The following is a 26,004-nucleotide window of genomic DNA, read 5'->3' on the forward strand; positions in this document are numbered from 1 at the left end:
GTCTTTTTTTATGCCTAAAATCCAGCAGTTACTCACCCTTTTCGTTTTATTAACTCTCTCAAGGTCAACCGACTTCAACATACATCTACCAACATATGTTGGTACAGATGATGGTATTTCCGGTTTGTAGTGGTCAACTAAAATTACTACAATGGCAGAAATGAGGCAGGAGAAGAAACGTTAACAAGCGATAGCAAAAGAGCCGTTTGAATAGATAAAATCTAAATATATTAATATAATCATTAATAAAAAACTGTTTAAATGGCCTTCAAACTTACTCAAACTACAACCAATCCAATCCAATCCAATCCAATCCAATCCAATCCAATCCAATCCAGAATATAGTGCAAAAAAATCATTTTCTGCTCATTTTTTTGCGACGAGTCCAGAATCCTTAAAATCGCTGTAAGCCGCGTCAGTAAAGGGCTTCCGGCTAACCCATCGTTCCCCTTGAGAGTCCAAAAATGATTGCCACCCCACAGATTACTCTACGCTGTTTTACGATTACCCCCACTGTTTGCAATGGCTGGGGCGGGCGGGCACCACGGGTTTGCCGGAGCCGGCCCTGCGCCGTTTTGAGCTGGCGTTGCTGTCGCATTTGGGTTACGGCGTCGATTTTCTCCACTGTGCCGGCAGCGGTGAGCCGATCGATGATGCTATGACCTACCGTTACCGTTACCGTTACTGTGAAGAGAAAGGTTTTACCGCCAGCGTACTTTTAGATCGCTACAGCTTCAGCGGGCGAGAGGCTGCAGGCCTTGGCAGAGCGGGAGTTTCCCGATATTGACACGTTGCGCGCCGCCAAGCGGTTCCACCCATATGGCGCTTAAACCCTATTTGGGCGGCAAACCGTTAAAGAGCCGCAAGCTGTTTCGTCAGTTTCTTGACCGGCGCCCGCAGGCGACACCGCAGGCGAGCGCCGGCGTGGCAGCCACGCGCAAGGCGGGGGGAGACGGGGCGGACGGTGACGAAGGCACGCAATAAACTGGTCTGGGCTACAGCGCTGGTTTACACTACGACACAATACCTACCAATGTCAGGGGAAGAGGATGTCTGAATTGTTGCTGGGCGTGAATATCGATCATATTGCGACGTTGCGCAATGCACGCGGCACGGCGTGGCCGGATCCGGTTCAAGCGGCTTTTATCGCCGAGCAGGCGGGCGCTGACGGCATCACCGTGCATCTGCGCGAGGACCGCCGGCATATCACCGATCGTGATGTCCAACTGTTGCGCAAGACGATTCAAACCCGCATGAATCTGGAAATGGCGGTGACGGAAGAGATGATCGCTATTGCCTGCGATGTGGCGCCGCATTTTTGCTGTCTGGTGCCGGAAAAGCGCCAGGAAGTGACCACCGAAGGCGGGCTGGATGTCGCCAGCCAGCCGGAAAAGCTGCGCCAGGCCGTGACCCGTTTAAGCGCTGCCGGTATCCAGGTGTCGCTGTTCATCGACGCTGATGAGCGGCAAATTGCGGCGGCAGCGGACGTGGGCGCGCCCTATATTGAAATTCATACCGGCGCCTATGCCGATGCGACCGATGAGGTCTCCCGCGCGGCAGAGTTCGCCCGTATCCGTCAGAGCGCGGACTTTGCCGTCAAGTTGGGTTTGAAAGTCAATGCCGGCCACGGGCTTGATTATCACAATGTCAAACCGGTGGCCGCGTTGGCGCAGATGCAAGAGCTGAACATCGGCCACGCGATTATCAGCCGCGCCGTCATCGGCGGCCTGGCAGATGAGGTGAGGGACATGAAACGTCTGATGCGTGAAGCGCGCAGCTGATGGCGATTATCGGCATCGGTACCGATATCGTCGAGATAGGACGCATTGAGGCGGTCGTCTCCCGCAGCGGCGATCGGCTGGCACGGCGGATCCTTAGTCCCGATGAGTGGCAACAGTATCAGCAGCACAATCAGCCGGTACGGTTTCTCGCCAAACGTTTTGCGGTGAAAGAGGCGGCATCCAAGGCGTTGGGTACCGGTATCTGTGATGGGCTGGCCTTCGCCCAGTTCGAAGTCTGCAACGATGCGTTGGGTAAACCTTCGCTGCGGTTATTTGATCAGGCGGCGGCGATGGCCAATCGGTTAGGCGTTACCGGTATGCACGTTACCTTGGCCGATGAGCGGCACTATACCTGCGCGACGGTCATTTTTGAGCGATGACGCCCGTGCGGTTTGCGGCATTATCAAACTACAAATGATCGGCGTTGATCTGATAATACTCCGCGCCCATGCTGATAGCTTCGTTCGGGCACTCCGGCTCGCACATGTCGCAATTGATGCGGCGTTTAGTGATGAGTAAAGACATTTCAACAAACTACCCTTCAAACCAGGTTAATCAGTCAGCGAGAGTGAGTGCGTCTAATTGACTTTCTTCTGCTTACCGTCGGTGGGGGCCGGACGCGGTTAACGGGTTAACCGTAGTCCGGCAACGCGCCACCACCACCCACAATTGCTCTCCGCCGCCGTTTTTTGCCTGTAACGGCAGGCGTGTATGAGCTTGATTGCACACCTCAGTTCATAAGGAGCGAGAGTGCCGCGCACTATAAACCCGTTAACCCCAATCATGGCGACCTTCCACGCTCCTCGATAGCGTTCAATTACGAAACGGCAAGGAGGCCGATTTTGACGACCCTGATAACCAAACCGGACGTCGATTGTCGAGGGCGGGGCGTGTACAGCGGCGCTCCCGGACAGGTGTATGACTATGCCGCTTTCCAGTTAAACCAGACTATTGTGAAGACGCGGGGCACTTATGCCCGCAGGCGCGGGCGTGGGTTTGGCGTAGCTCGGTACCGGGTCGCCCGGTGTCGTCACGTTATTACCAGAAGAAGTTGACCCCCTCGCGGAGGCGTTTATGGGGTATATAGTGATTCAAGCCCGTCGCCTGGCAATAATCGATCAGGGCACTCAAGGAATTTATGCCGACCTTGCTGTAAATCGTGCATAAACGATTCTCCACCGTTCGATGTGATAATTCCAACGCCGCGGCAATTGCTTTGGCGCTGTACTTCTGTATGGCGAAAAAAATGATATCCAGCTCTTTCTCATTAAATTAAAGGTGTCGTCAGGCGGCGTGAGGCCTGATAACCGACGGTTTCAGGTGATTGCAGAAATCTCACAGCGAGAGGAATGTAAACTTTTTGGCGTAACAGGAGGTTCCCAACATTTCTCCCTAGCTATCATAGATCAGATCGGAAATTTGGCGCAGTACCACGACTCCAGCACCGCGTTACGGATGAAATTAGGACGTAGTGATAATTTCCGCGCCCTCAGGGCTGGCCTGCGCTTTTCTGTCGTGGGCCTGATAATCGGCGGCGAATTTCGCCCATGGGGTGAGGAATCCACCGTCCAGACGGCCTTCATAGTCAAAGCCTGCGGGAATATTGGCAAAATTTTGCGCCGCCTGATTGATATCAACATAACGTGAATCGTGACTTTTCAATGCCCACGGCAGGGGGCGTTTTCCATTAAAGTTAACAGTGGTAGCTGATAGAGCGTTCCCCGGGTAAGCGCGGCGGACAATCCTTTGTCGTGTTGCTCCATGAGGGTGCCTCCTCGGCAGTCGTTAGCCTGATTCGGAAATGCCAAACTATTTATAAAAGTAATAATTACACAAATACGCGGGCGGAAAAAAAGTACTGTCCCCTTACTTCAAAGGGTAATGCTGAAGGGGGCGGACAGCCGCAGAAACCTTGTCCGGCGGCCTTCAACCTGGTCAGCGCCGCCGCGCTTGTTGCTGTTGCGAAGGACAAAAGACTGACATAAAACCGTCATATTACGAGCATAACATGGCGAAAAGCTTCGTATTCCCCCTTGCTGAGAAGGAATTCCCCATGTTTTTATTACGCTTTTCCGCGCTGATGTGTGTTTTATTCATTTCTTATGGCGTACTGGCGCAGCCTGTCGCAGATGCCACTCTGCCGCAAACTCTGGAGGCGACGCCCCCGCCAATAGCCAGCCTGGCTTTCCAACGCTTATGGCGAACGTGGTACAACATTTGCGCCGCGGCATCGCCGGCGATGGCGGCAAAGTCACCCGCGCCCATCTGGACGATGCAGAACAAACGGCACAACAGGCTGACAACGCCTGGCGGCGGCAGAGCGGCTATGATTTTGCCTACCCCGCCAATCAGCAAGCGGGCGTAGCGCTGCTGGAAAGCTTTAACGCCCTTTTGCCTGCCGTCCAGCAGTAGAGTCTGGCTATCGCGACGCAAATTAATCAAAACGCGACCCGCGGCGTGCGTCAGCAGGCCTTGGTGGATGCGGAGGGCACTCCCTATCTCTATTTTCTGGCGGATGCGCTCGGACCACGTCTGGGGGAGGCCTTCATCAACGCCTATGATAAAGGGGAGCTCATCAGTAAGGCGGCCGCCTTAATCAAAGCCAGCGAAATCAGCACCTCGGCGGCGAAGAAACATTTCAATTATCCGCGGCCGTTTCTCTGCCCGGGCAACCATATCTTGCTGGGACCGGATGACATTGTGGTGCGCGACAACCATTCCTACACCGCCGACGGCGGCACATTTCCAAGCGGCCATACCAACACCGGTTATACCGATGCGTTATTGCTGGCGGAAATGATCCCGGAACGCTTCGTCCCGCTGGTCGATCGCGGCGCAAAATATGGCTATTCCCGACTGGTGCTGGACGTGCATTATCCGCTGGATGTGATCGGCTCGCGGATGGTGGCTGAACGCAATGTGGCGCATTATGTCAACGATCCGGCCTACCAGGTATTATTTGCCCAGGCCAGACAACAATTACGCGGCGCACTGGAGAAAGAGTGCGGTACCACCATCGCCCAATGCGCGCAGAGCGGTCAGGGAAACTATCCTTATACCCAGAGCGGCATGACGGCATTTTACCGCTACACTATAACTTATCGCCTACCGCGCGCCGAGGTGACGACCACGCAGGCGGTGACCGTGCCCGAGGGAGCAGATGTGCTGCTGGCGTTTCCGTTGCCCAATCTCAGCGCCAGCCAGCGGCGGGCGCTCATGGTGCGCACCATGATTTGCCGACGGCTATCCGCTTTCAGGCGGTCAGGGGGGGCAAAATTTCTGGCAGCGGCTGAATCTGCATGAGGCCGTACTGCCCGCGCCCGAGCCCGCGCGGGTTGATTAAGTTCTCAGGCCAGTTTTTTGACCAGCTCTTCACTGTGGCGGATGCGGTCCGGGGCGTGTGCCAGATCCTGTTGTACCAGCCCCATAAACAACAGGTCAGTTATCGCCCGATGCGCGATATTCAAGGAAATGGCCCCGCTGCGCTGGGCCTGCTGCTCTGAGACGGTGTAAAGCGTCAAATCGGCATACTGTTGCAGTTCGTTGGGGGCGAAATTGGTGACCGCCATGACCCGAGCACCCACCCGCAACGCCTCCTGCGCTGCCAGGTTGATTTCCCGCTGCGTGCCGCTAAATGAAATGGCGAATAACAGATCGTCCGGACTGAGTGCTTGCACCGTGGCCAGCAATACGTGCATATCGTTTTCCGCCACCGCCGCCATGCCGATTTTCATCAATTTGTAAGAGAAATCCCGCGCCACCAGTCCCGACGTGCCGATGCCGACGATAATCACCCGCTTTGACCGTTGCAGCATCTCCACCCCCTGGTGCAGTTTATCTTCGCTGTCGATACCCAGCGTGCCGCGCAGAGCGGCCACTTTTTCCGCCAGCAGTTTTTCCCCGACGGTTTTGATAGGATCATCGCTAAGGATTTGGTTATGCACCGGTATCGACGGGGCTCCTGGCGGTTGACCAGCGCTTCGCTCAACGCCAGCTTCAGCGCGGTAAATCCTTTGTAGCCGAGCTTCTGGGCGAATTTCACTACGCTTGACTGGCTGACGCCGGTCATCTGTGCCACGCGCTGGGAACTGAGATGGCGTGCTTCTTCAGTATGAAGCAGTAAAAAATCCGCCAATTTCTGATCATTGCGCGACAAAAAGCGATAGAGCTGGCCTATTTGTAATAAACTGCTTATGAGGTGCTGTCTTCGGCGTCACGCCGTCGTGTCGAAACGATGGCAAGGCTCTCTGCTATCGGGCGGCGAGATTTCTCTCGCCTGCAAGAATTGTCTATTCGATAATAGTGTTTATTATTTGAATTAAAAATTCAACGATGGCTGTATGAATTTAGGGGCATTAGTATCGGAAACACGTCATCCAGATTCGATGACGTTGGGTACCTTATCGACGCTTGAGATGGTGACATTGTTTAGCCAGCAGGACCGGCTGGTGCCTGAGGCTATCGCCGCCGAGTTGCCGGCGGTGGCTGCGGCTATTGAGCGGGCGGCGCAGGCGCTGAGCGCCGGCGGGCGGCTTATCTTATATGGGGGCCGGAACCAGCGGCAGGCTGGGTGTGCTGGATGCATCGGAAATTCCCCCCACCTTCGGCGTGCCGCCCGGCAGGGTGGTCGGCCTTATCGCCGGCGGCCCCGGCGCACTGCTTAAGGCGGTAGAAGGCGCGGAGGATGATATGGAGCTGGGAGAACATGATCCGCAACACCTCCGGCTCACCCCGACCGATATGGTGGTAGGGCTGGCAGCGTCGGGCCGGACGCCCTATGTGTTGGGCGCGTTGCGTTATGCCCGCGCGTTGAGCTGTGCCACCGTCGCGATTTCCTGTAATCCCGACACGCCCATTGCCCAAGCGGCGGACATCGCGATATCGCCGCTAGTGGGGCCTGAAGTGCTGACCGGCTCAACGCGCATGAAGTCCGGGACCGCGCAAAAACTGGTGCTGAATATGATTTCCACCGGCGCCATGGTTAAGCTGGGTAAGGTCTATCAAAACCTGATGGTGGATGTCCGGGCCACCAATGCCAAGCTAGGCGATCGCGCTTGCTGCATTGTCTGCGAAGCTTGCGGGGTCGAGGCGGAGCAGGCGCGCAGACCGACCATGAAGTTAAACCGGCCATTCTGATGCTGCTTAGCGGCAAAAGCGCCGCTGAAGCGCAGGTGGCGCACGGGGCTTCTGCGGGCGGCTCTGGCCGACATTAGCGCGTAACGGGGCGGGCATGCGTTACCTGCCGGCAGGCGTATCCCCTCAGTAGCCGCCGATGTAATGCAGCCTCGCAGTCAGACGCGACATAAGGGCGCGCCGTGTGCCCCGCGGTGAAAAAGACGCTAGCGTCGTGCCGCCTGCCATGCGGTGCGCCAACGTTAACGGGACGGGAGCCCATAATGCATCAAAGCGAAAGCGTAGCGGCCGCGCTACTGGCCGGCCTAGGCGGGGCGGACAATGTGCTGAGGCTTGAGAACTGCATGACCCGGGTGCGGGTGGAGGTGCTCGACGACCGGCGCGTTGATGTGGCTGCGCTGCAACGGGTGGAGGGTGTTAAAGGCTATCTCATGCAGGGCCGACAACATCAGATCGTCGCCGGGGCCCGAGCGCCGCGGCGAAGATTGTTGACGCCATGCGCCGCCTCATGCCTGACACGCCGGCTGCATCGTTTGGTACGAAGTCGGCGGATAAGGGCGGCGCAAACGCGTGAGCGCATCAGAACGCGATACGCGACCCCCGTCAGCGGCGCTCTGCGTCAGCTGGCTAATGTGTTTATCCCGCTCACCCCGGCCTTTATCGCCTCCGGTCTCATTACGGGGCTGGTTAATCTTCTGACGCGTTCAGATGTCAGCGGCGATATTGCGCGGCACTATCCCAATTTAATCGGGCGGCGGGCGTTGTTTGGCAGCGTGCTATTCGCTATCATGACTATTTTGGTGGGGGTGAACGCGGCGCGGGTGTTCGGCGGTTCCCAGGCCATGGGTAGTGTCATGGCCGCCATCCTGAGCAGCCCTGGCCTGGCGCAGATCCGGCTTTTCGATGAGCCGCTACAGCCCGGTCGCGGAGGCGTTATTGCCGTCTTGCTGGTAGTGGCCCTGATGTGCTGGGTGGAAAAGCGTTGCGGCGTCACTTTTACCGGAGTCGATTGAGCTGATAGTTAATCCGCTTCTGACTACACTGATAACTGTATCGCTGGCGATAGTGGTGTTACAACCGCTCGGCAGGGCTATTTCGGACGCCTATCGCCCACGGCGTGAATGTGGCGATTGATCGGGGCGGGTGCCGGCGGGAAGCTTTTTGCTGCTGGTGCTGACCGGCCTGCATCAGGGAATGGTGCCGCTGCACGTGGAGCTTATCCAAGCCCACTGCGTGAATCCACTGCTGCCGATCCTGGCCATGGCCGGGGTAGGTCAGGTGGCGCGTCATTGGCCGTGCTGCTGAAAACTCGCAATGCCCGGCTGAAAAAAGTGCTGAAAGCCGCCTTGCCCGTGGGTGTGCTCGGTATAGGCGAGACGCTGATTTTCGGCGTCACGTTGCCGCTGGGACGCCCGTTTGTCGCCGCCTGCCTCGGCGGGGCGTTCGGCGGCGCGGTGATAAGTTATCTCAAAGTGGCGACGCTTACTACCTTTGGCCTGTCGGGATTGCCGCTGGCGCTGACCATCGTCACCGGAAAGGTCGCGGCCTATCTGCTGGGGGCGGCGGCTGCCGTGGCGACAGGATTTGTCTTTACATGGCTGATTAAATTTAGAGATCCGGAGGAGTAGCTTTTGACTGACCCAACCGCCCGGCGCGTTGTGTTTTTTGATTTGGACGGCACGCTATCAACAGGATATGTTTGGCTGCTTTTTGCGCTATCTGCTTGCGCATCTGCCGCTGAATGTCGTATTGGTGATCCCCGTTCTGCCGGCGGTGGCGTTTGGACTGCTGGTCAAGGGCCGTTCGGCCCGCTGGCCGATGAGCCTGCTGCTGTGGTCGATTACCTTCGGCCATAACGAGGCGCGGTTGCAGGCCCTGGAGGCGCGGTTTGCGGCTGTTTCCCGTCGACGCGCGCGGCGTTTCCCGCAGGTACTGGCGCGCCTGGACGACTATCTCACCAGTCACAATGCCCGGGGTGTGGCTGATTACCGGCTCACCGGAGTCGCTGGTGGAGAAGGTTTAGCACGACGCGGTATTATTGCCGCAGGTGCGGCTTATCGGGAGCCGGATACACCGGCGTTACGGCGGCTGGATACTGACGCTGCGCTGTCTCGGGCATGAGAAAGTGGCGCAGTTGGAGCGCGAATTGGAGGATCCCGTTGAAATTATACAGCGGCTATAGCGATAGCATTCACGACAGTCCGCTGCTGTATTTTTGCCAATATCGTTGGCGGGTAACACATGTGATGGCCAACTCAAGCAGCTGGATTGATTTTGCCTTCCTTCTCTTTACCCGGGCCGGTATACTTCGCGGCGGTTATCGGTGGGGAGGGAGGTCATGAGCGAGCGCTGCTGCGATGAAGTTTGGATGCGTCACGCCCTGATGTTGGCCGGGCGCGCTGAAACCGAAGGCGAGGTGCCGGTCGGTGCGGTCCTGGTGCTAGATGGCACGATTATCGGCGAAGGCTGGAACCGTTCCATCGGCCATCACGATCCCACCGCCCATGCTGAAATCATGGCCCTGCGCCAGGGGGGGCAGCAAGCGGGTAATTACCGTTTGCTGAAGGCGGCGACCTTGTACGTAACCCTGGAACCCTGCGTGATGTGCGCGGGCGCGATGATCCACGCCCGTATCGGCCGCCTGGTGTTCGGTGCGCGGGACGAGAAAACCGGCGCAGCGGGATCGCTCATGGATGTACTCGGTCATCCGGGTATGAATCATCGGATTGAGCTTACCGCCGATGTGTTGGCGCAGGCATGCGCCGCCCAGCTCAGCGATTTTTTCCGACGCCGCCGGGCGCAGCGGCTGGCGCTGAAACTGCCAGACAGCCCCTGTTAACGGCGTTAAACGGTCGCTGCTGGACGAACCCCAGTAATGGCGCAGCAGGGCTGCTGTAAGGCGAGCCCTAAAATGGCGCTGTGCCTGTCACCGCTCGCCGCACGCTTCTCACGACGCTGAGCGCCGCCGGCGAGCTATCCCCTCTAGCGGAATCAGTTCTGCCCGGCGTCGTCAGGGGGCCGCGACAGTACTGGCCGGCGCCAGCGCGCGCAGATCTTCCGTTGTTACGACCGGGTAAGCGTTGGTGGGATCGGCATTCCAGGCCGCAAGCTGGGCCGCCTTTTTCTCTTTTTCCTGCAAGTACCCTACCAGGCTGATTTCATAGCGGCGGATGTTTTCCACGTAATTATACGCCTGCTGGCCGCGGGCATAACCGTAAAGGGTTTGCTTGTAGTAGCGCGGCTGGCTCAGCATCGGCAATCGCAGCTTCACGTCGACCCAGCTGTCGGCATTGCCCTGCTGCTTTGCCGTCAAAGCGCGTGCGTCCAGCATATGAGCATAGCCCATATTATATGCCGCCAGGGCAAACCAGATCTTTTCATCCTCGGAGATGGTGTCCGGCACTCGCTGCATCATGCGCGACAAATAAAGGGCGCCGCCGCGCACGCTTTGTTCCGCATTGGTTCTGTCGCCGATGCCCAGACTATCGGCGGTGCGACGGGTCAGCATCATCAGCCCGCGTACTCCCGTGGCCGAAGTGGCCAGCGGATCCCAATGGGATTCCTGATAGGAAATAGCCGCCAGCAACTTCCAGTCGATATCGCGGGCATACCGTTCAAACAGCGGCTGCAGCGCCGGCAAGGTGGCATCGATAGCGTTAAGGAAGGTTTTGGTATCGACATAGTCAAACCCGCTAACGTGACCGAGATATTTTTCCGCCAGCCGCGCCATGATGCCGTTGTCGTTCAATTGACTGAAGAAATCCAGCAGCGCTGCTGACAGCCCCTCGCTATCACTGCGCCGGAGATACCAGGTGACCGGCTCTTCCTCGGTAATGTCAAATGCCACCGCCAACTGCGGATGCACACGCTGCAGCAGCCCGACGGTGGCCGAGTCGGCCAGCGTATAGTCCAACTTGCCATCGGCGACTTTTTCCAGCAGCGACCGGCTGCTGAGATCGAAGGATACCTCCCAGGCGAGCTGCGGATACTGCTTCTTTTTTAACTGCCGAAGCTGGGAAATTTGCGCCGAACCTGACGCCACCGCCAGCCGCCCGCGCAAATCGCCCAGATTTTTCGGCCGCGGCTGGCCCAGGCGATACACCAGCTGTTGCGAAACCGAGTAGTAAGAGGAACCGACGGTGAATCGGTTCAACCGCTCGGCATTGTAAATCAGGCTGGCCGCCAGGATATCGGCATTGTCATTATCCAGATCGTCAAACAGCTGATTCAGGTTGCTGCGCACGCGTACCTTGAGGGTAACGCCAAGGTAATCGGCAAAGCGTTGCGCCAGGTCGTAATCAAAGCCCGCCGGTTGATTATTGACACGATGATAGCTCAGCGGCGCGTCAAGGGTGCTGATACGAAGTTCGTCGCGCGCTTTAATAGCCACCAGGCTATCCTGATGGGCGTTTTGCCAAGGGGCGGTAGCCCAGAGGGCCCAGGTGAGCATAATGGCGATAAGGGCGATGATAAAATAATTTAATTTAAACCGCTTCAAAGCGTTATCTCGTGCCGGAGGCAGGCCTCGCTGTCGTTAACGGCAACATTATTATGATTTTTTCTCCAAACAGGAGGGCATTTTGCGCAACAAAGCGCCAACGTGCAACAAGATTGATGCATGTCCGCGCCCGGGCGAGGGGAAATAAAGGATAAAAGAATAACTGCGCAAACGGTTTCGTCCGCAGCCGGGATTCTCTATAATGAGGCGCGTTTTCCCCTGTTGTTGCGCCCCATGAATGGTCGAGCCACACACCTGCGGCCGGCGGTTCAAAGACGAGAGATCTGTTACTATGGAAATATTGCGCAGTTCGCCCACTCTGTCCGTATTTCGCATTAATAAACTGCTGGTTCGCTGCCGAAACGCCCGACTGGCGGTCGACGATATCTATGCCGAATACATCCACTTCGCCGATGTCAGCGCAGCGCTCGACGAGGATGCGTCAAGCCGGCTGCAGCGGCTGTTGAAATACGGTCCCTCTCTCGCGGAACATCAGCCGCAAGGGCGCCTACTGCTGGTCACGCCGCGGCCCGGTACGCGCTCTCCCTGGTCGTCAAAGGCGACCGATATTGCCCACAACTGCGGACTGCCGCAGATAAAACGTCTGGAACGCGGTCTGGCCTATTATATTCAGGCGCCTCAATTAAGTGAGCCTCAGTGGGGGCAACTCGCCGCCCTGTTGCACGACAGGATGATGGAAACGGTATTCACCAGCCTGGAGGAGGTAGCGGCGCTCTTTGCCCAGCATGCATCGGCGCCGGTAACGCTGGTGGACGTTTTGGGTGAGGGACGCGGCGCGCTGGAGGCGGCAAATCTGGCGCTGGGTCTGGCGCTGGCGCAGGACGAAATCGACTATTTATTCGCGGCGTTCACCCGCCTGGGGCGTAACCCGAGCGATGTCGAACTCTATATGTTCGCTCAGGCCAACTCCGGGCATTGCCGGCATAAAATTTTCAACGCCGATTGGGTGATCGACGGCCAGCCGCAGGCCAAGTCGCTGTTCAAGATGATCAAAAATACCTTCGAGCAGACCCCCGACTATGTGTTGTCGGCCTACAAAGACAATGCCGCGGTGATGGAGGGATCGGCGGTAAGGCATTTCTTCCCCGACGCGCAGGCGGGGCGCTATGACTATCATCAGGAAGCGGCGCATATTTTGATGAAGGTCGAAACCCATAACCATCCGACCGCCATTTCGCCCTGGCCCGGCGCGGCCACCGGCTCCGGCGGTGAAATCCGCGATGAAGGCGCCACCGGCCGCGCCGGGCCAAGCCGAAAGCCGGTCTGGTCGGGTTCTCTGTTTCCAATTTACGCATTCCCGGCCTTAAACAGCCCTGGGAAGAAGACTTCGGCCGCCCCGAGCGTATTGTCAGCGCGCTGGATATCATGACCGAGGGCCCCCTGGGCGGCGCGGCGTTCAATAACAAATTCGGTCGTCCGGCGCTGGCCGGCTATTTCCGCACCTATGAAGAGCGCGTGGACAGCCATAACGGCGTGGAGCTGCGCAGTTACCATAAACCCGTCATGCTGGCCGGCGGCATTGGCAATATTCGCGCGTCGCATGTGCAAAAAGGCGAAATCAGCGTGGGAGCCAAGCTTATCGTTTTGGGCGGTCCGGAAATGAACATCGGCCTTGGCGGCGGCGCGGCCTCGTCGATGGCCTCCGGTCAGTCCGATGCCGATTTAGATTTCGCCTCGGTGCAGCGCGACAATCCTGAAATGGAATACCGCTGTCAGGAAGTCATCGACCGCTGCTGGCAACGGGGGGAAGACAACCCGATTCTGTTTATACATGACGTAGGCGCCGGCGGTCTGTCAAACGCCATGCCGGAGCTGGTCAGCGACGGCGGACGCGGCGGGAGTTTTCAGCTGCACGAGATCCCCAATAACAAGCCGGGCATGAGCCTGCTGGAAGTCTGGTGTAATGAATCGCAGGAGCGCTACGTTATGGCGGTAGCCCCTGAGCGGTTGGCGGAATTTGACGCCATTTGCCGCCGTGAGCGCGCGCCCTATGCGGTGATAGGCGAGGCGACCGACGCGTTGCATCTCAGCCTGAACGACGCGCATTACGACAACCGGCCGATTGATTTGCCGCTGGATGTCTTGCTCGGCAAGACGCCGAAGATGCAGCGGGAAGCCCCCAGCCTGCAGGCCGCCGGCCACCCGCTAAACCGCGATGGCATCACGCTTGCCGAGGCGATTAACCGCGTGTTGCATTTGCCAGCGGTGGCGGAAAAAACCTTCCTTATCACTATTGGCGATCGTAGCGTGACCGGGATGGTCGCGCGCGATCAAATGGTCGGCCCGTGGCAGGTGCCGGTGGCGGATTGCGCCGTGACCACCGCCAGCCTGGACAGTTATTACGGCGAAGCGATGTCGCTGGGTGAGCGGGCGCCGGTCGCGCTGCTAGATTTTGCCGCCTCCGCACGTCTGGCGGTAGGCGAGGCGCTGACTAACCTGGCCGCCACGCATATCGGCGATATCAAGCGGGTGAAACTCTCCGCCAACTGGATGGCCGCCGCGGGTCATCCCGGTGAAGATGCCGGCCTGTATCAGGCGGTGAAAGCGGTGGGCGAGGAGCTCTGTCCGGCGCTGGGGCTCACCATCCCGGTAGGTAAAGATTCCATGTCGATGAAAACCCGCTGGCAGCACGCGGCCGAATCACGGCAAATGACGGCGCCGCTGTCGCTGGTCATCACCGCCTTCGCCCGCGTGGAAGACGTACGCGCTACCGTGACGCCGCAATTGCAGCCGGCGCGCGATAATGCGCTGCTACTCATCGATCTGGGCGCCGGCCATCAGGCGTTGGGCGCCACCACCCTGGCGCAGGTGTATCGCCAGCTCGGGGATGAAGCCGCTGACGTGCGCGACGCCGGTCAGCTGGCCGCCTTTTTCCGCGTCATGCAACAACTAGTGGCGCAAGGGCGACTGCTGGCCTATCACGACCGCGCCGACGGCGGCTTGCTGGTGACGCTGGCAGAAATGGCGTTTGCCGGCCACTGCGGTATCGATGCCGACATTGGTCCGCTGGGAGATGATGCGCTGGGCGCCCTGTTCAATGAAGAACTGGGGGCGGTAATCCAGATCGACGCGGCCGATCGCGACGCGGTTACGGCGCCGTTCCACCAGGAGGGTCTGGCCGACTGTCTGCACTACCTTGGCACGGCCCCGCCCGGCGACCGTTTTATCCTGCGCGCCGGCGAGCGTTCGCTGTACAGTGAAAGCCGTACCACCCTGAGAACCTGGTGGGCGGAAACCAGCTGGCAGATGCAGCGGCTGCGTGACAATCCCGAAAGCGCCGATCAGGAACACGCCGCCCGTCAGGACGACAACGATCCGGGCCTGACGGTGGCCTTGAGTTTTGATCCTATGGAGGATATCGCTGCACAGTTTATCGCCAAAGGTGCACGGCCGAAAGTCGCCGTGCTGCGGGAGCAAGGCGTGAACTCCCATGTGGAGATGGCGGCCGCTTTTCACCGTGCCGGATTTGAGGCTATTGATGTGCATATGAGCAATCTGCTCACCGGTGCGCAAACCCTTGACGGTTTCCATACGCTGGTGGCCTGCGGCGATTTCTCCTACGGCGATGTGTTGGGCGCCGGGGAAGGTTGGGCCAAGTCAGTCTTGTTTAACCCGCGGGTGCGCGATGAGTTCGAGGCGTTTTTCCACCGTCCCCAAACCCTGGCGCTCGGGGTCTGCAACGGATGTCAGATGATGTCCAATTTGCGCGAACTGATCCCCGGCGCGGAGCTGTGGTCCCGTTTCGTGCGCAACAAGTCCGAGCGCTTTGAGGCGCGGTTCAGCCTGGTGAAGGTGACGCAGAGCCCGTCGCTGCTGTTGCAGGGCATGGTCGGTTCCCGTCTGCCTATCGCCGTTGCCCGCGGCAAAGGGCGGGTGGAGGTGCGCGACGCGGCGCATCTGGCCGCGATTAAGCCATGCGGGCCTGGTGGCCCTGCGCTATGTGGACAACTACGGCAAGGTCACCGAAAACTATCCCGCTAACCCCAACGGCTCACCTAACGAAATCACCGCTATCACCAACGCCAGTGGACGCGTTACCCTGACCATGCCCCGTACCCTGAACGGGTTTTCCGCACCGTCAGCCACTCCTGGCACCCTGCGGAGTGGGGCGAGGACGGGCCTTGGATGCGGCTATTCCGCAACGCGCGCAAGCAACTGGGCTAACGCGCATAGGTTAATCTGCGCCGGCTTATGGTCGGCGCAGAGGCACCGCCCAGGTGTTTGCGGGGCTGCCTGTCGTGCGGCCGGTAACGATGTTGGCTTAGGCCTGCGGCTCACGCCGCCGCAAACGAAGCTGACGCGGCGCGAAAGTGCCCCGGGATAATGGGCGTGCGCTAGGTGTCGCTTTTTCCACGCGAGCGGCCAACAAACTGTTGCCGATAAAAGACATTTACCTCTCTGATTTTTATTGCTTTCATAGCAGAACATAATTTTATGTCTCCCGTAGGAGACATTTTAATTTGCTTTGCCAGAGGATGTCGCCTTAAGACTGGACAAAAAAATTAAAAAATACTTAATAATCATATGAATGTCTGTAATATTGGCGGTTTTGTACGGTTTCTGGTATATCTAAATCAGTCGCTCATTCACCTTGATATGACAGCGTCACAGGCTAGGCAATACGACCGCTCCATATCTGCCGAATGATGCCAATGTACGGTGCCTACCGTCCAACGTAACCGTTAATCGCTGCTCTGGCGGTGTTAACAATTACAGGGCGACACGTTGAGTGAAGCACTCCCTGTTTCCTCGCCAAGGCACTTAATTTTCGGCCAAGTGCCTTTTTTGGTCTTCCCCTGCCGGCGACAGTCGGCTACCATCAAAGCCTGTCCCTAATCCTCTGAGGACGATAACCGTGAACAAGTGGCGTCCGTTTCCCCGTTCGCTGCGTCAATTGGTTGTCCTGGCGTTCAGCCTGGTGTTACTGCCGCTACTGTTGCTGGTTGCTGGCGTGGCAGGCCCGGCAAAGTCTGGATACCCTGAGCGAACAAGCGGCGGAGATTACCCACGCGACGCTGGCGGACGCCCGGCGCACCGAAAACATGACCGGTTTGGCGCTGGCGATGGAGCGCAGCTATCACCAATATTGCGGCCTGGACGATCCAACGTTGGCCCGGTGAAGCGCGTGGAATATATGATCAACCAGCTGGGGAAAAAGCAAACTCTGGCGGCGCGGATACCCCGTTTAGCGGGCCGCGTGAAATTCAGTCTCTCACCCAGCGTATTATCTGGTTGAACGAACGATTGGCCTGACTCGAATCTTAACGGCATGAATTTTTGCGTCATATCTCCCATGAATTAAAGACGCCACTGGCCAGTCTACGCGAGGGGGCGGAACTGCTGGCCGACGAGGTGGCGGGCCGGCTGAGCGCCGATCAGAAAGAGGTAGTGGCGATTCTCGACAGCAGCAGCCGTCACCTGCAGCAACTCATTGAACAAGTACTGGATTACAATCGCCGGCTGGCGGTCGGTCCTTCCCGGGCCGACAATGTCGATCTGGCGGCAATGGTGGCGTCGGTTATTGGCGCCCACAGTCTGCCGGCACGCGCCAAGGGTATCAACAATCACCTGGCGCTCGAGGTGACGCAGTGTCACGCACAGGCGGACTTATTAAGTCGGGTGTTGGATAATCTCTATTCCAATGCGGTGCACTACGGCCAGGAATCCGGTAACATCTGGATCCGAAGTCGCCTTAGCAGGCAGCATATTGTGCTTGAGCTGGCCAATAGCGGAACGCCCATCGCCGAGGCGGATAGCCCGCTGATTTTCGAGCCGTTTTACCAAAGCAGCATTCAGCGTAAAGGCGCGGTAAAAGGCAGCGGATTGGGATTAAGCATCGCCCGGGATTGTATTCACCGCATGCGTGGCGAGCTCGATTTAGTACAAGTAGATTACGCCCCGGTCTGTTTTCGCATTTAGCCTCCCTCTAACCGGTGAGAATCGTTAATACATGACTGGAGCAGCATGTTTATCGCGGCAGACCCCGCGCTTTTCCTCCCCGTGTTCGCCGGCCGGCGTTCACCTGCGCGGCGCGCTAATGGCGGTGCTGATGCCGTTATTGCTCTCGGCCTGTCAGCAGCACGGCGACCGCCACCCGTTGCTCAGCGAGGGCAGCGGGGCCTCATACCCATTTAGCGCCAAGTGTGCGATGACATCTGGCAGGATGATGATGGCAGGGTGAATCAGCCTGATTATTGGTTGAGTCTCATGGAATGTGCTTCACGCATGACGCCGGCGCAGGCGCGTGCAGAAGCGTGGCGACACCAGGATGCAAGCTGGCTGGACAGTTTCCGCCAGAGTATTTTGCTGGACGCTGCGGATATTGATGTCGCCGGGCGGCGTCAGGCCTATCATCATCTCCTAGGCTATCGTGATGCTTTCCCGACCGGTATTTATCCGCTGTTTTCCCTTTGGCGCCAACACCAGCCGCAGCGGCTGGTGTTGGCTGATGAGCGCAGCCGTTAGCCAGCGTCAGCAGCAAGAAAGCGACTGGCAGATCCGCTCGCTCACGGCGCGAGAACAACAACTCAATCAGGCGCTGGCGACCACCAAACCCGCAAGTTGCAAAATCTTACCGACATTGAGCGACGTCTGTCCTCGCGCAAGTGGCAGAACGCGGAGGATGACGGCACGCCGCCGCTTGACAGCGATAACAACAAACCGGCGGCGGGTAATCGGCAGACGCAGGGGGAGGAGCTCGCGCGCTGCTGACAGCGATGCGGGGGAGGCGTCCCCCGCCCTTGTCCGCCCTCCCACTGCAGCGCCCAAGACGGGGAGAAAACACGCCCATGACGACCCGCAGACATGCCCATCTCTTGCTGGTGGATGATGATACCAGCCTGTTGAAACTACTTGGCATGCGGCTGACCAGTGAAGGGTTCACGGTGACCACTGCGGAAAACGGCCAAAAGGCGCTACGTCTGTCGCAACGCAGTAAAATCGACCTGGTCATCAGCGACTTGCGTATGGATGAGATGGACGGTATCGCGCTGTTTAAGGCAATACAGCAGCAGCCTGGTTTACCGGTGATCATTCTTACCGCCCATGGCTCGATTCCGGAGGCGGTGTCCGCCACCCAGGAGGGATTGTTCAGCTTTCTGACCAAACCGGTGGATCGCGGCGCACTGTATCGCGCTATTGATGTACGTATTTTGTCTGCCACCCATCGAAATTTGCCCAAGGCGATGGCGGCGGGGGAATTTCGCGAGGATCTGTATTATCGGCTAAATTGTCGTCAGCTTGAAACTGCCCGCCTTGCATGAGCGGGCAGAAAATATTCCCTTGCTGGCACAGCATTTACTGCGCCTGGCCGCGCAGCGTCATAAATTGTTTGTGTGCAGTTTTTCCGCGGATGCCATGAAGAAGGCTGGCCGCCGCCGGTTGGCCCGGTAATGTACACCAGCTGGTGAACGTGATAGAACAGTGTGCCGCGTTGACGTCAACGTCGGTTATCAGCGATGCGCTGGTGGCGCAGGCTTTGGCGGACGATACCACGGTGATGCCAACTTTCGCTGAGGCGCGTCATCGATTTGAGCTGCGCTATTTACGCAAGTTATTACAAATAACCCACGGAAATGTGACGACAAGCCGCACGGATGGCTGGTCGCAACCGTACAGAATTTTATAAACTCTTGTCCCACCATACGCTGGACCCGAATGAATTTAAACATTAATCGGCCCTCGTTTCCGACGATCGATGGTGGGCGCAGGTAATCTGCTAAGTAGGTGAAGTAATGAAAAAAATCGATGCCATTATCAAACCCTTCAAATTGGACGACGTGCGCGAAGCGCTGGCGGAAGTCGGTATTACCGGTATGACGGTAACCGAAGTTAAGGGTTTCGGTCGCCAAAAAGGGCACACAGAATTGTACCGCGGTGCGGAATATATGGTGGATTTTCTGCCCAAGGTGAAAATCGAACTGGTAGTGCCGGATGATATCGTCGACAGCTGCGTCGATACCATTATGCATACCGCGCAGACCGGCAAGATCGGCGACGGCAAGATTTTTGTCTTCGACGTCGCACGCGTGGTGCGCATCCGCACCGGCGAGCAAGACGAAGAGGCCGTTTGAGGCCGCAGCCTGATACCGGAAGCGAGCGCGGTATAACCCCCCAACTATTCGCCCTCGGGTAAACGGCAGTTTCTGTACGCGATACGGATTACGTCCTCGCGGGCGCGCCGCATGAAATTTTCCTCTGGCGCGATGAAAATATTTCGTCATGCGGTGCAGAGCGTGACCACCGGCCTCATGCGGCGTCAGCAAGGGAATTGTTTGCGTAAAAAGCGGCGCCTGGCCCTATCGGAAGCCAGGCAAAAAAGATTACACTGACGGCCGGTCATTCCTCTATTTTAATCGCCCTAATCAGTTAGCTGAGAGTCAGGAGAACCAGATGTTAAAGCGCGATATGAACATTGCGGATTATGATGCCGAATTGTGGCAGGCAATGGAGCAGGAAGTGGCGCGCCAGGAAGAGCACATTGAACTGATTGCATCTGAAAACTACACCAGTCCGCGCGTTATGCAGGCACAGGGCTCACAGCTGACCAATAAGTACGCTGAAGGCTATCCCGGCAAGCGCTACTACGGCGGATGCGAATATGTCGATGTGGTAGAGCAACTGGCCATCAATCGTGCCAAAGCCCTGTTCGGCGCCGATTATGCCAGCGTGCAGCCTCACTCTGGCTCCCAGGCCAACTTCGCCGTTTATACCACGTTGCTGCAGCCGGGCGATACGGTGCTGGGTATGGACCTGGCGCACGGCGGCCATTTGACCCACGGCTCTCCGGTCAACTTCTCCGGCAAGCTGTATAATATCGTACCTTACGGCATCGATGGGAGCGGTCATATCGATTATTACCAGCTGTCCGAGCTGGCGAAAACCCATCAGCCGAAAATGATCATCGGCGGCTTCTCCGCCTACTCCGGCGTGGTTGACTGGGCCAGAATGCGGCAGATTGCCGATAGCATCGGCGCTTATCTGTTTGTGGATATGGCGCACGTGGCGGGTCTGATTGCCGCCGGCGTGTATCCGAACCCGGTGCCCCACGCCCACGTCGTGACCACAACCACCCACAAAACGCTGGCCGGTCCGCGTGGTGGTTTGATCCTGGCCAAGGGCGGTAGCGAAGAGCTGTATAAAAAGCTGAATTCTGCCGTATTCCCCGGCGCGCAGGGTGGCCCGTTGATGCATGTGATTGCCGCCAAGGCGGTTGCGCTGAAAGAGGCGATGGAGCCGGCGTTTAAAACCTACCAGCAGCAGGTGGCCAAAAACGCTAAAGCCATGGTAGAGGTTTTCTTGTCACGCGGTTTCAACGTTGTCTCCGGCGCTACCGATAATCACCTGTTCCTGCTGGATTTGGTGGATAAGAATCTGACCGGCAAAGAAGCGGATGCCGCCCTGGGCCGTGCCAATATTACCGTTAATAAAAACAGCGTGCCCAATGATCCGAAAAGCCCGTTCGTCACCTCCGGGGTGCGTATCGGTACGCCGGCGGTGACGCGTCGCGGTTTTACCGACGCCGACATGCGCGATTTGGCGGGTTGGATGTGTGACGTGCTGGAAAATATCCATGACGACGCCGTAATCGTGCGCACTAAGAATAAAGTGCTGGATATCTGCGCCCGCCATCCCGTTTACGCGTGATGATAAGGCGGGGCCGCAGGGATCCTGCCGGCGCCACCGCGACCACACGCCAGCGGCCAGCCTCCTTTGGGGGGCCGGTTTTTTTGCCCTGGCGGTGGTCGAATACTACGTCGCTTTTGACGGCGGCTGGAATATTTGATGTCAATCGTCGCGGTACCGGGCCGGCCGGGAGGCGGCCGGGTTCAGGATTCGAGCAAATTGTAGTGGCACACTGAATTTGGCCACCTGAACAGGGGTGATATCCTCACCTCAGAACAACACGGGTGCACCAATGCAAAGAAAAAATTTTAGTCCTGAATTCAAACGCGAATCCGCTCAACTGGTTATCGACCAAAATTACACCGCCGCGCCAGCAGCAAAAGCCATGGACGTCGGCCTTTCTACGATAACGAAATGGGTAAAACAGCTGCGTGATGAGCGACAAGGGAAAACGCCAAAAGCCTCTCCCATAACCCCGGAACAAATCGAAATACGTGAGCTCAAGAAGAAGGTACAACGCATTGAAATGGAAAACGAAATATTAAAAAAGGCTACAACGCTCTTGATGTCAGACTCCCTGAACAGTTCTTGTTAATCGGGAAACTCAGAGCGCATTATCCTGTGGACACACTCTGCCACGTGTTCAGGGTTCATCGCAGCAGTTACAAATACTGGAAAAGTCCTCCTGACAGGCCAGACGGCAGGCGAACGGCATTGCGCAGTCAGGTTCATGAACTGCACAATATCAGCCATCGTGCCGCTGGCGTGAGAAGTATCGCCACCATGGCAACCCAGAGAGGCTTCCGGATGGGGCGCTGGCTCGCAGGCAGGCCCATGAAAGAGCTGGGGCTGGTCAGTTGTCAGCAGCCGACGCACAGGTATAAGCGTGGCGGTCAGGAGCATGTTGCGATCCCGAATTATCTTGAACGCCAGTCCGCTGTAACGGAGCCAAACTAGGTATGGTGCGGCGATGTGACGTATATCTGGACCGGGAAACGCTGGGCATACCTTGCGGTTGTTCTTGAATCTGTTCGCGAGGAAAACGGTGGACTGGGCTATGTCGTTCTCCCCGGACAGCAGATTGACCATCAAAGCACTGGAAATGGCATGGGAACCGCGTGGTAAACCAGCCGGAGTGATGTTCCATCAGCGATCAGGGTAGCCACTATACGAGCAGGCAGTTCCGACAGTTGCTGTGGCGTCACCGGATCAAACAAAGCATGAGTCGGCGGGGTAACTGTTGGGATAATAGTCCGATGGAGCGCTTCTTCAGAAGTCTAAAAAATGAGTGAATACCGGTAACGGGCTACATAAGCTTCAGCGAAGCAGCTCATAAAATTACCGACTATATCGTGGGATATTACAGCGCACTCAGGGCGCATGAATATAACGGTGGGTTGCCACCAAACAAATCAGAAAATAGACACTGGAAAAACGCTAACGCGGTGGCCAGTTTTAGTTGGCCACTACAACCATCTTTTACAGTGGTGTAGAGCATTGCATATAAGGAACACGTCAGCCTGGACTGGCTTATATTTGCTTCATCATGCACTCAAAACGAAGTGGCCTCAACTAGCGAGACTCAGTCAATTAACGAGGAAAGCCTAATGGAAGATCCTTTAGAAACTACTTGGCATATGATTTATAAGTCGCTGAATAAAAAAGATTTAGAGGCATTAATAATGCCTGTTTTTACAAGAAGGGGCAAAGGGTGTATTGGCGTTATCAGGACGTAAAGATGACTTAGATAGCCTGTTACTCCAACTTCCAAAAGAAGGAAAAGAACGTCTGATAGCTTTACACGAAGCTAAAAAGGGGGCGGTGTCTGAAGAGTGTGCAGTAGAAGATGTGGCAAGCTTAAACTGTAAGAAAAGTGGAGCGGCCTAAATGAAAGATTAGGCCATTATCTATCTCACTTCATTATTTTTATGATTTACTAAAATTTTTTAACCTAATTTGCATATATCTAATGGATGCCAAAAAGGCGTTTAAACTACCTTTAAATCTGCTCAAACCAGAGTCATTCAAGTCCAGAATCTGTAAAATCTCTGTAAGCCGCGCCATTAAAGGGCTTCCGGCTAACCCATCGTTTAACTTAAGAGTCCAGAAATGATTGCCACCCCACACGGCGAAAGGAATCGCTTCTTCCGAAATGAAGCACAGGCCGAGCACAAACGCGGCTTTACCGGCTTCGCGCTGAGTGTCATCGAACTTGCGGCGTCCGATAAGCGTGGCCACCGCGATGCCTAACGGTGGCACCATCCCCGCGGCCATAATCGCCACCATCGGGCCATAGGTCTGCGTGCTGAGCAGCGCGACGCCGAAAGCGTAGACGGCATTATTAATGGGGCCGCCCATATCGCTGCACATCATCGCGCCAAGTATAGCCCCCAGCAGCACGGCATTCGCGGTTCCCATCACCTGCAGCCAATGCGTCAGGGCGGTCAGGATTTTGGCCACCGGCGTCCCCACCACATAAATCATCACTAGACCGGTCATCAAGGTCGCGATAAGCGGAATGATCAGTATCGGTTTCAGCGCCGCCATGCTTTACGGCAGGGGCAGTTTATTGCTGATGAGCTTCGCCACATAGCCCGCCAGGAACCCGGCGATAATACCGCCGATAAATCCCGCGCCGGTGCTGACCGCCAGCATCCCGCCCACCAGCCCCGGCGTCAGGCCCGGACGATCGACTATCGAGAAGGCAATGAAGCCCCCGCCAAGACAGGTACCATGAGCGCCAGAGCGGATTTGCTGCCGATTTCCATCAACGCCGCGGCCAAAGTGCCCAGCTGTTCGGCGGCATGAATGCCGAAAATGAAGGACAGCACGATACAAAGCCCCCCCACCATCGAATCGCCCGCGCCGACGGTACTCACCACTTCGCAGGCCGGCGGTTTGGCGAGCCAGGCGCCGGAGGCGTTGAGCCACAACGCGCCATCGGCGTCGAGCGAGATAACGACATGGGCAATCCCCTGCTCGCGCAGGGCGTGGGCGGCCTCGATGACGTCGGCGAGAGCGCCCCGGCAACAGACGGCCGGCCCAAATCTCCAATTCACGGCGGTTGGGTTTCACCAGACAGGGGGAGACTTTCAGCCCGGCCACCAGCGCTTCGCGGCTGCTGTCGAAAATAATGCAGGGGCCAATGACTGCGCCGCTTCACCATCCATTCGGTGAAAGCCGCCGGCGCCACGCCAGCCGGCAGGCTGCAGCTGACCGCCACCATATCGAACTGGTCAAGCCAGGTAAGCGAGTCATTGACGAAACGGTCCCAGTCTTGTGGCGTCACCGTAAAACCCGAAAAATTAAAGCCAGTGACGTCGCCGTCTTTTTCGGTCAACTTAACATTGGTACGCGTCCGGCCCTGCACCACCTGGAAACGATTGGCAATGCCCAGATCTTTTAGTAGCATTTTGGCAACGTTAATGCCTTTGCCCGCGGCGTGCAGCCCGGTGGTTTGCACCAAATTAACTTCGCCGCGCTCGATTTCCGGGCAAAAGCCCACCAAATTGTAAGCCGGATTTAGCGTAATTGTTGCTACGTGTCTGCTCATGCCTCTCCCGCCCCGAGACCCGAGGCAATGGCCTCGCCGATTGCCTGCAGCGCCTGTTCGGCATCATTACCTTCAGCGGTAAAGCGTAATTTGTGACCTTTTTTGACGCCGAGCGCCACCACTTTCATCAGGCTGCGCCCGTTAGCGAGTTTACCGCTGCCGTCCACGTTGGTGACGGTGATGGCGCTGTCAAATTGTTTGATCACGCTGACCAGCGCCATGCCCCGGCCGGGCATACAGCCCGTGCTCATTGCGCACCACGAATTCGGCGGTAAGCTGATTTGCCTGTTCCGCCACTTCGCTGGTCAGCAGCGCCAGCAGCGTCGGCCAGCCGTCCGGCGCGCCCCTGGCGCAGAAGCGCGGCAAGGTAGTCCAGCACCGGCAGCGGCTGATCGTCGGCCATCGCCACCGTCATCAGCAACATGACCGGCACCCCTTCCTGGTCGAAGGGCGTAGCCGGGCGACTGATGGCGACGGCGCTTATCATGTTGCCCTGCGTGCTGCCGTCAAGCTACACGCCCCGCCCCAGATGAAGCGGCGGGCTGGCGATAACGCCCTCGAAACCGGTGTCCACGGCGCCGAGGCGCTGTAGCAAACCGGCATTAAGCGCTTTCAGCGTCATCAGATCGCCGGCCGCAATGTCCAATATCATTGTCGAGCTATCAAACAAAAACGCCGCGGGCTGTTGCTCGCCCACCAATACGCTGCGACGCTGCGCAATTGCTCGGCCGAGTCGGTTTTCGCCAGGCGCGCCGCCAGGGCTTCATCGCTTAGCACATGAGTCAGTTGCCGCAGCAGGGCAAGATGCTCGTCGGATCGTGCGGCGATACCAATGACGAGATAAGTTGTTTAACCCTCGCCCCAGTCGATGCCCTGCGGGTATTGAAAAACCTGCACCCCGGTATTTTGCACCAGATGGCGGGTCGCCGTAGGTCCCGTGCGGGATGGCGATGCCGTTGCCCAAAAAGGTAGACGTTTGCGTTTCCTACTCCATCATCCCCGCTAGATAACCGCCGCTGACGCAGGCGGGCTGCGTCAGCGCATCCGCGACCTAACGAATGGCTTGCGCTTTATTCTCGGCCTGGGCGCCGGGATGGATGTCATGTAATGACAGCTCGAACATAGTTCTCCTCACCTGCTGAATGCTGAAGTTAAATCGTTTCATCTAATTAAGTTAAAAAACGCGTGACTTAGTAGTTGACGTTCGAGAAGCCACACTGAAACGTTTCAAGGCGGTGTGAAACCAGATCCCCTTGAATGCAGGGGATGACTTCTATTTCATCATGAATTTTTGATGGCCCGCACATTTTGCCCGACGATGGCCCCGTTAGAGCAGTGTGAGCTGAAGCAACGCTGAAGCCCGGGCGCCCTCGTTCGCTATTTTTCTCACGCAA

General features: G+C 57.3%; 11 protein-coding genes and 15 pseudogenes. 18 read left to right on the top strand and 8 right to left on the bottom strand.

What is annotated here, in order from left to right; genetic code table 11:
• Nucleotides 1–472: 472 nt before the first annotated feature.
• From recO to acpS, 3 genes and pseudogenes are all read left to right on the top strand, one after another.
• Nucleotides 473–984: pseudogene (gene recO, locus ACTBDU_RS04990) on the top strand (DNA repair protein RecO); the annotation flags it as partial.
• Between the two features lie 65 nt (nt 985–1,049).
• A complete protein-coding gene (pdxJ, locus tag ACTBDU_RS04995; RefSeq protein WP_438805744.1) occupies nt 1,050–1,781 on the top strand; it encodes a pyridoxine 5'-phosphate synthase in 732 nt (243 codons plus the stop codon).
• A complete protein-coding gene (acpS, locus tag ACTBDU_RS05000; protein ID WP_438805745.1) occupies nt 1,781–2,161 on the top strand; it encodes a holo-ACP synthase in 381 nt (126 codons plus the stop codon). The genes pdxJ and acpS overlap by 1 nt, the downstream gene beginning before the upstream one ends.
• Nucleotides 2,162–2,198: 37 nt before the next feature.
• Here the strand turns inward: acpS and ACTBDU_RS05005 are convergent.
• Nucleotides 2,199–2,306: pseudogene (locus tag ACTBDU_RS05005) on the bottom strand (ferredoxin); the annotation flags it as partial.
• Between the two features lie 317 nt (nt 2,307–2,623).
• Here ACTBDU_RS05005 and ACTBDU_RS05010 point away from each other — a divergent pair.
• Entirely contained in the window at nt 2,624–2,836 is a 213-nt protein-coding gene (locus tag ACTBDU_RS05010; RefSeq protein WP_438805746.1) for a hypothetical protein, read from the top strand.
• Here ACTBDU_RS05010 and ACTBDU_RS05015 read toward each other — a convergent pair.
• Together ACTBDU_RS05015 and ACTBDU_RS05020 are read right to left on the bottom strand one after the other, a co-directional pair.
• The gene (locus ACTBDU_RS05015) at nt 2,820–3,038 is read right to left on the bottom strand and encodes a helix-turn-helix transcriptional regulator (protein ID WP_438805760.1); all 219 of its coding nucleotides are present in this window, start codon (nt 3,036–3,038) and stop codon (nt 2,820–2,822) included. The genes ACTBDU_RS05010 and ACTBDU_RS05015 overlap by 17 nt on opposite strands.
• 204 nt (nt 3,039–3,242) lie before the next feature.
• Complete coding sequence (locus tag ACTBDU_RS05020; protein WP_438805747.1) at nt 3,243–3,443, bottom strand: hypothetical protein; 201 nt, start codon at nt 3,441–3,443, stop codon at nt 3,243–3,245.
• Between the two features lie 474 nt (nt 3,444–3,917).
• Between ACTBDU_RS05020 and ACTBDU_RS05025 the strand changes: the two are divergent.
• Nucleotides 3,918–5,124, top strand: a pseudogene (locus ACTBDU_RS05025) (acid phosphatase); the annotation flags it as partial.
• Nucleotides 5,125–5,128: 4 nt separating this feature from the next.
• Here the strand turns inward: ACTBDU_RS05025 and ACTBDU_RS05030 are convergent.
• Nucleotides 5,129–5,976 (bottom strand): annotated as a pseudogene (locus ACTBDU_RS05030) (MurR/RpiR family transcriptional regulator).
• Nucleotides 5,977–6,121: 145 nt separating this feature from the next.
• Here ACTBDU_RS05030 and murQ point away from each other — a divergent pair.
• From murQ to tadA, 5 genes and pseudogenes are all read left to right on the top strand, one after another.
• Nucleotides 6,122–7,001, top strand: a pseudogene (gene murQ / locus ACTBDU_RS05035) (N-acetylmuramic acid 6-phosphate etherase).
• A 176-nt stretch (nt 7,002–7,177) separates the two neighbouring features.
• A pseudogene (locus ACTBDU_RS05040) lies at nt 7,178–7,423 on the top strand (PTS transporter subunit EIIB); the annotation flags it as partial.
• An 87-nt stretch (nt 7,424–7,510) separates the two neighbouring features.
• A pseudogene (locus ACTBDU_RS05045) lies at nt 7,511–8,542 on the top strand (PTS transporter subunit EIIC); the annotation flags it as partial.
• A gap of 3 nt (nt 8,543–8,545) precedes the next feature.
• A pseudogene (gene yfhb, locus ACTBDU_RS05050) lies at nt 8,546–9,186 on the top strand (phosphatidylglycerophosphatase C).
• Nucleotides 9,187–9,252: 66 nt separating this feature from the next.
• On the top strand, nt 9,253–9,753 hold the full coding sequence (gene tadA, locus ACTBDU_RS05055; RefSeq protein ID WP_438805761.1) for a tRNA adenosine(34) deaminase TadA: 501 nt from the start codon (nt 9,253–9,255) through the stop codon (nt 9,751–9,753).
• Nucleotides 9,754–9,924: 171 nt separating this feature from the next.
• On the opposite strand, the gene mltF is transcribed toward tadA, so the two are convergent.
• Complete coding sequence (gene mltF, locus ACTBDU_RS05060) at nt 9,925–11,412, bottom strand: membrane-bound lytic murein transglycosylase MltF (protein ID WP_438805748.1); 1,488 nt, start codon at nt 11,410–11,412, stop codon at nt 9,925–9,927.
• 292 nt (nt 11,413–11,704) lie between these two features.
• Here mltF and purL point away from each other — a divergent pair.
• From purL to ACTBDU_RS05100, 8 genes and pseudogenes are all read left to right on the top strand, one after another.
• Nucleotides 11,705–15,597 (top strand): annotated as a pseudogene (gene purL / locus ACTBDU_RS05065) (phosphoribosylformylglycinamidine synthase).
• 691 nt (nt 15,598–16,288) lie between these two features.
• Nucleotides 16,289–17,352: pseudogene (locus ACTBDU_RS05070) on the top strand (sensor histidine kinase).
• A gap of 222 nt (nt 17,353–17,574) precedes the next feature.
• Nucleotides 17,575–18,144 (top strand): annotated as a pseudogene (locus ACTBDU_RS05075) (hypothetical protein).
• Nucleotides 18,145–18,221: 77 nt separating this feature from the next.
• Nucleotides 18,222–19,106 (top strand): annotated as a pseudogene (locus ACTBDU_RS05080) (response regulator).
• Between the two features lie 60 nt (nt 19,107–19,166).
• Nucleotides 19,167–19,505 carry a nitrogen regulatory protein P-II gene (gene glnB / locus ACTBDU_RS05085; protein WP_438805749.1) on the top strand — a complete coding sequence of 113 codons (339 nt, stop codon included), beginning with the start codon at nt 19,167–19,169 and terminating at the stop codon, nt 19,503–19,505.
• Nucleotides 19,506–19,824: 319 nt separating this feature from the next.
• Entirely contained in the window at nt 19,825–21,078 is a 1,254-nt protein-coding gene (gene glyA, locus ACTBDU_RS05090) for a serine hydroxymethyltransferase (protein WP_438805750.1), read from the top strand.
• 271 nt (nt 21,079–21,349) lie between these two features.
• A pseudogene (locus ACTBDU_RS05095) lies at nt 21,350–22,550 on the top strand (IS3 family transposase).
• Between the two features lie 223 nt (nt 22,551–22,773).
• Nucleotides 22,774–22,944 (top strand): hypothetical protein, encoded by a 171-nt coding sequence (locus ACTBDU_RS05100; RefSeq protein ID WP_438805751.1) that lies wholly within the window; start codon nt 22,774–22,776, stop codon nt 22,942–22,944.
• A 39-nt stretch (nt 22,945–22,983) separates the two neighbouring features.
• On the opposite strand, the gene ACTBDU_RS05105 is transcribed toward ACTBDU_RS05100, so the two are convergent.
• The 3 genes and pseudogenes from ACTBDU_RS05105 to fruB form a co-directional block, all read right to left on the bottom strand.
• Nucleotides 22,984–23,604 carry a fructose-specific PTS transporter subunit EIIC gene (locus ACTBDU_RS05105; protein ID WP_438805752.1) on the bottom strand — a complete coding sequence of 207 codons (621 nt, stop codon included), beginning with the start codon at nt 23,602–23,604 and terminating at the stop codon, nt 22,984–22,986.
• Nucleotides 23,605–23,825: 221 nt separating this feature from the next.
• Nucleotides 23,826–24,610: pseudogene (locus ACTBDU_RS05110) on the bottom strand (PfkB family carbohydrate kinase); the annotation flags it as partial.
• A pseudogene (gene fruB, locus ACTBDU_RS05115) lies at nt 24,607–25,733 on the bottom strand (fused PTS fructose transporter subunit IIA/HPr protein). The pseudogenes fruB and ACTBDU_RS05110, both read right to left, overlap by 4 nt.
• Between the last annotated feature and the right edge of the window lie 271 nt (nt 25,734–26,004).

Source organism: Sodalis sp. (in: enterobacteria), from assembly GCF_051710625.1.
GTDB lineage: Bacteria > Pseudomonadota > Gammaproteobacteria > Enterobacterales > Enterobacteriaceae > JBPESN01.

Coding starts and splice junctions, on each gene's coding strand:
- tadA (WP_438805761.1), top strand. CDS start 9,253: ATGAGCGAGCGCTGCTGCGATGAAGTTTGGATGCGTCACGCCCTGATG.
- glnB (WP_438805749.1), top strand. CDS start 19,167: ATGAAAAAAATCGATGCCATTATCAAACCCTTCAAATTGGACGACGTG.
- pdxJ (WP_438805744.1), top strand. CDS start 1,050: ATGTCTGAATTGTTGCTGGGCGTGAATATCGATCATATTGCGACGTTG.
- glyA (WP_438805750.1), top strand. CDS start 19,825: ATGTTAAAGCGCGATATGAACATTGCGGATTATGATGCCGAATTGTGG.
- ACTBDU_RS05105 (WP_438805752.1), bottom strand. CDS start 23,604: ATGGCGGCGCTGAAACCGATACTGATCATTCCGCTTATCGCGACCTTG.
- acpS (WP_438805745.1), top strand. CDS start 1,781: ATGGCGATTATCGGCATCGGTACCGATATCGTCGAGATAGGACGCATT.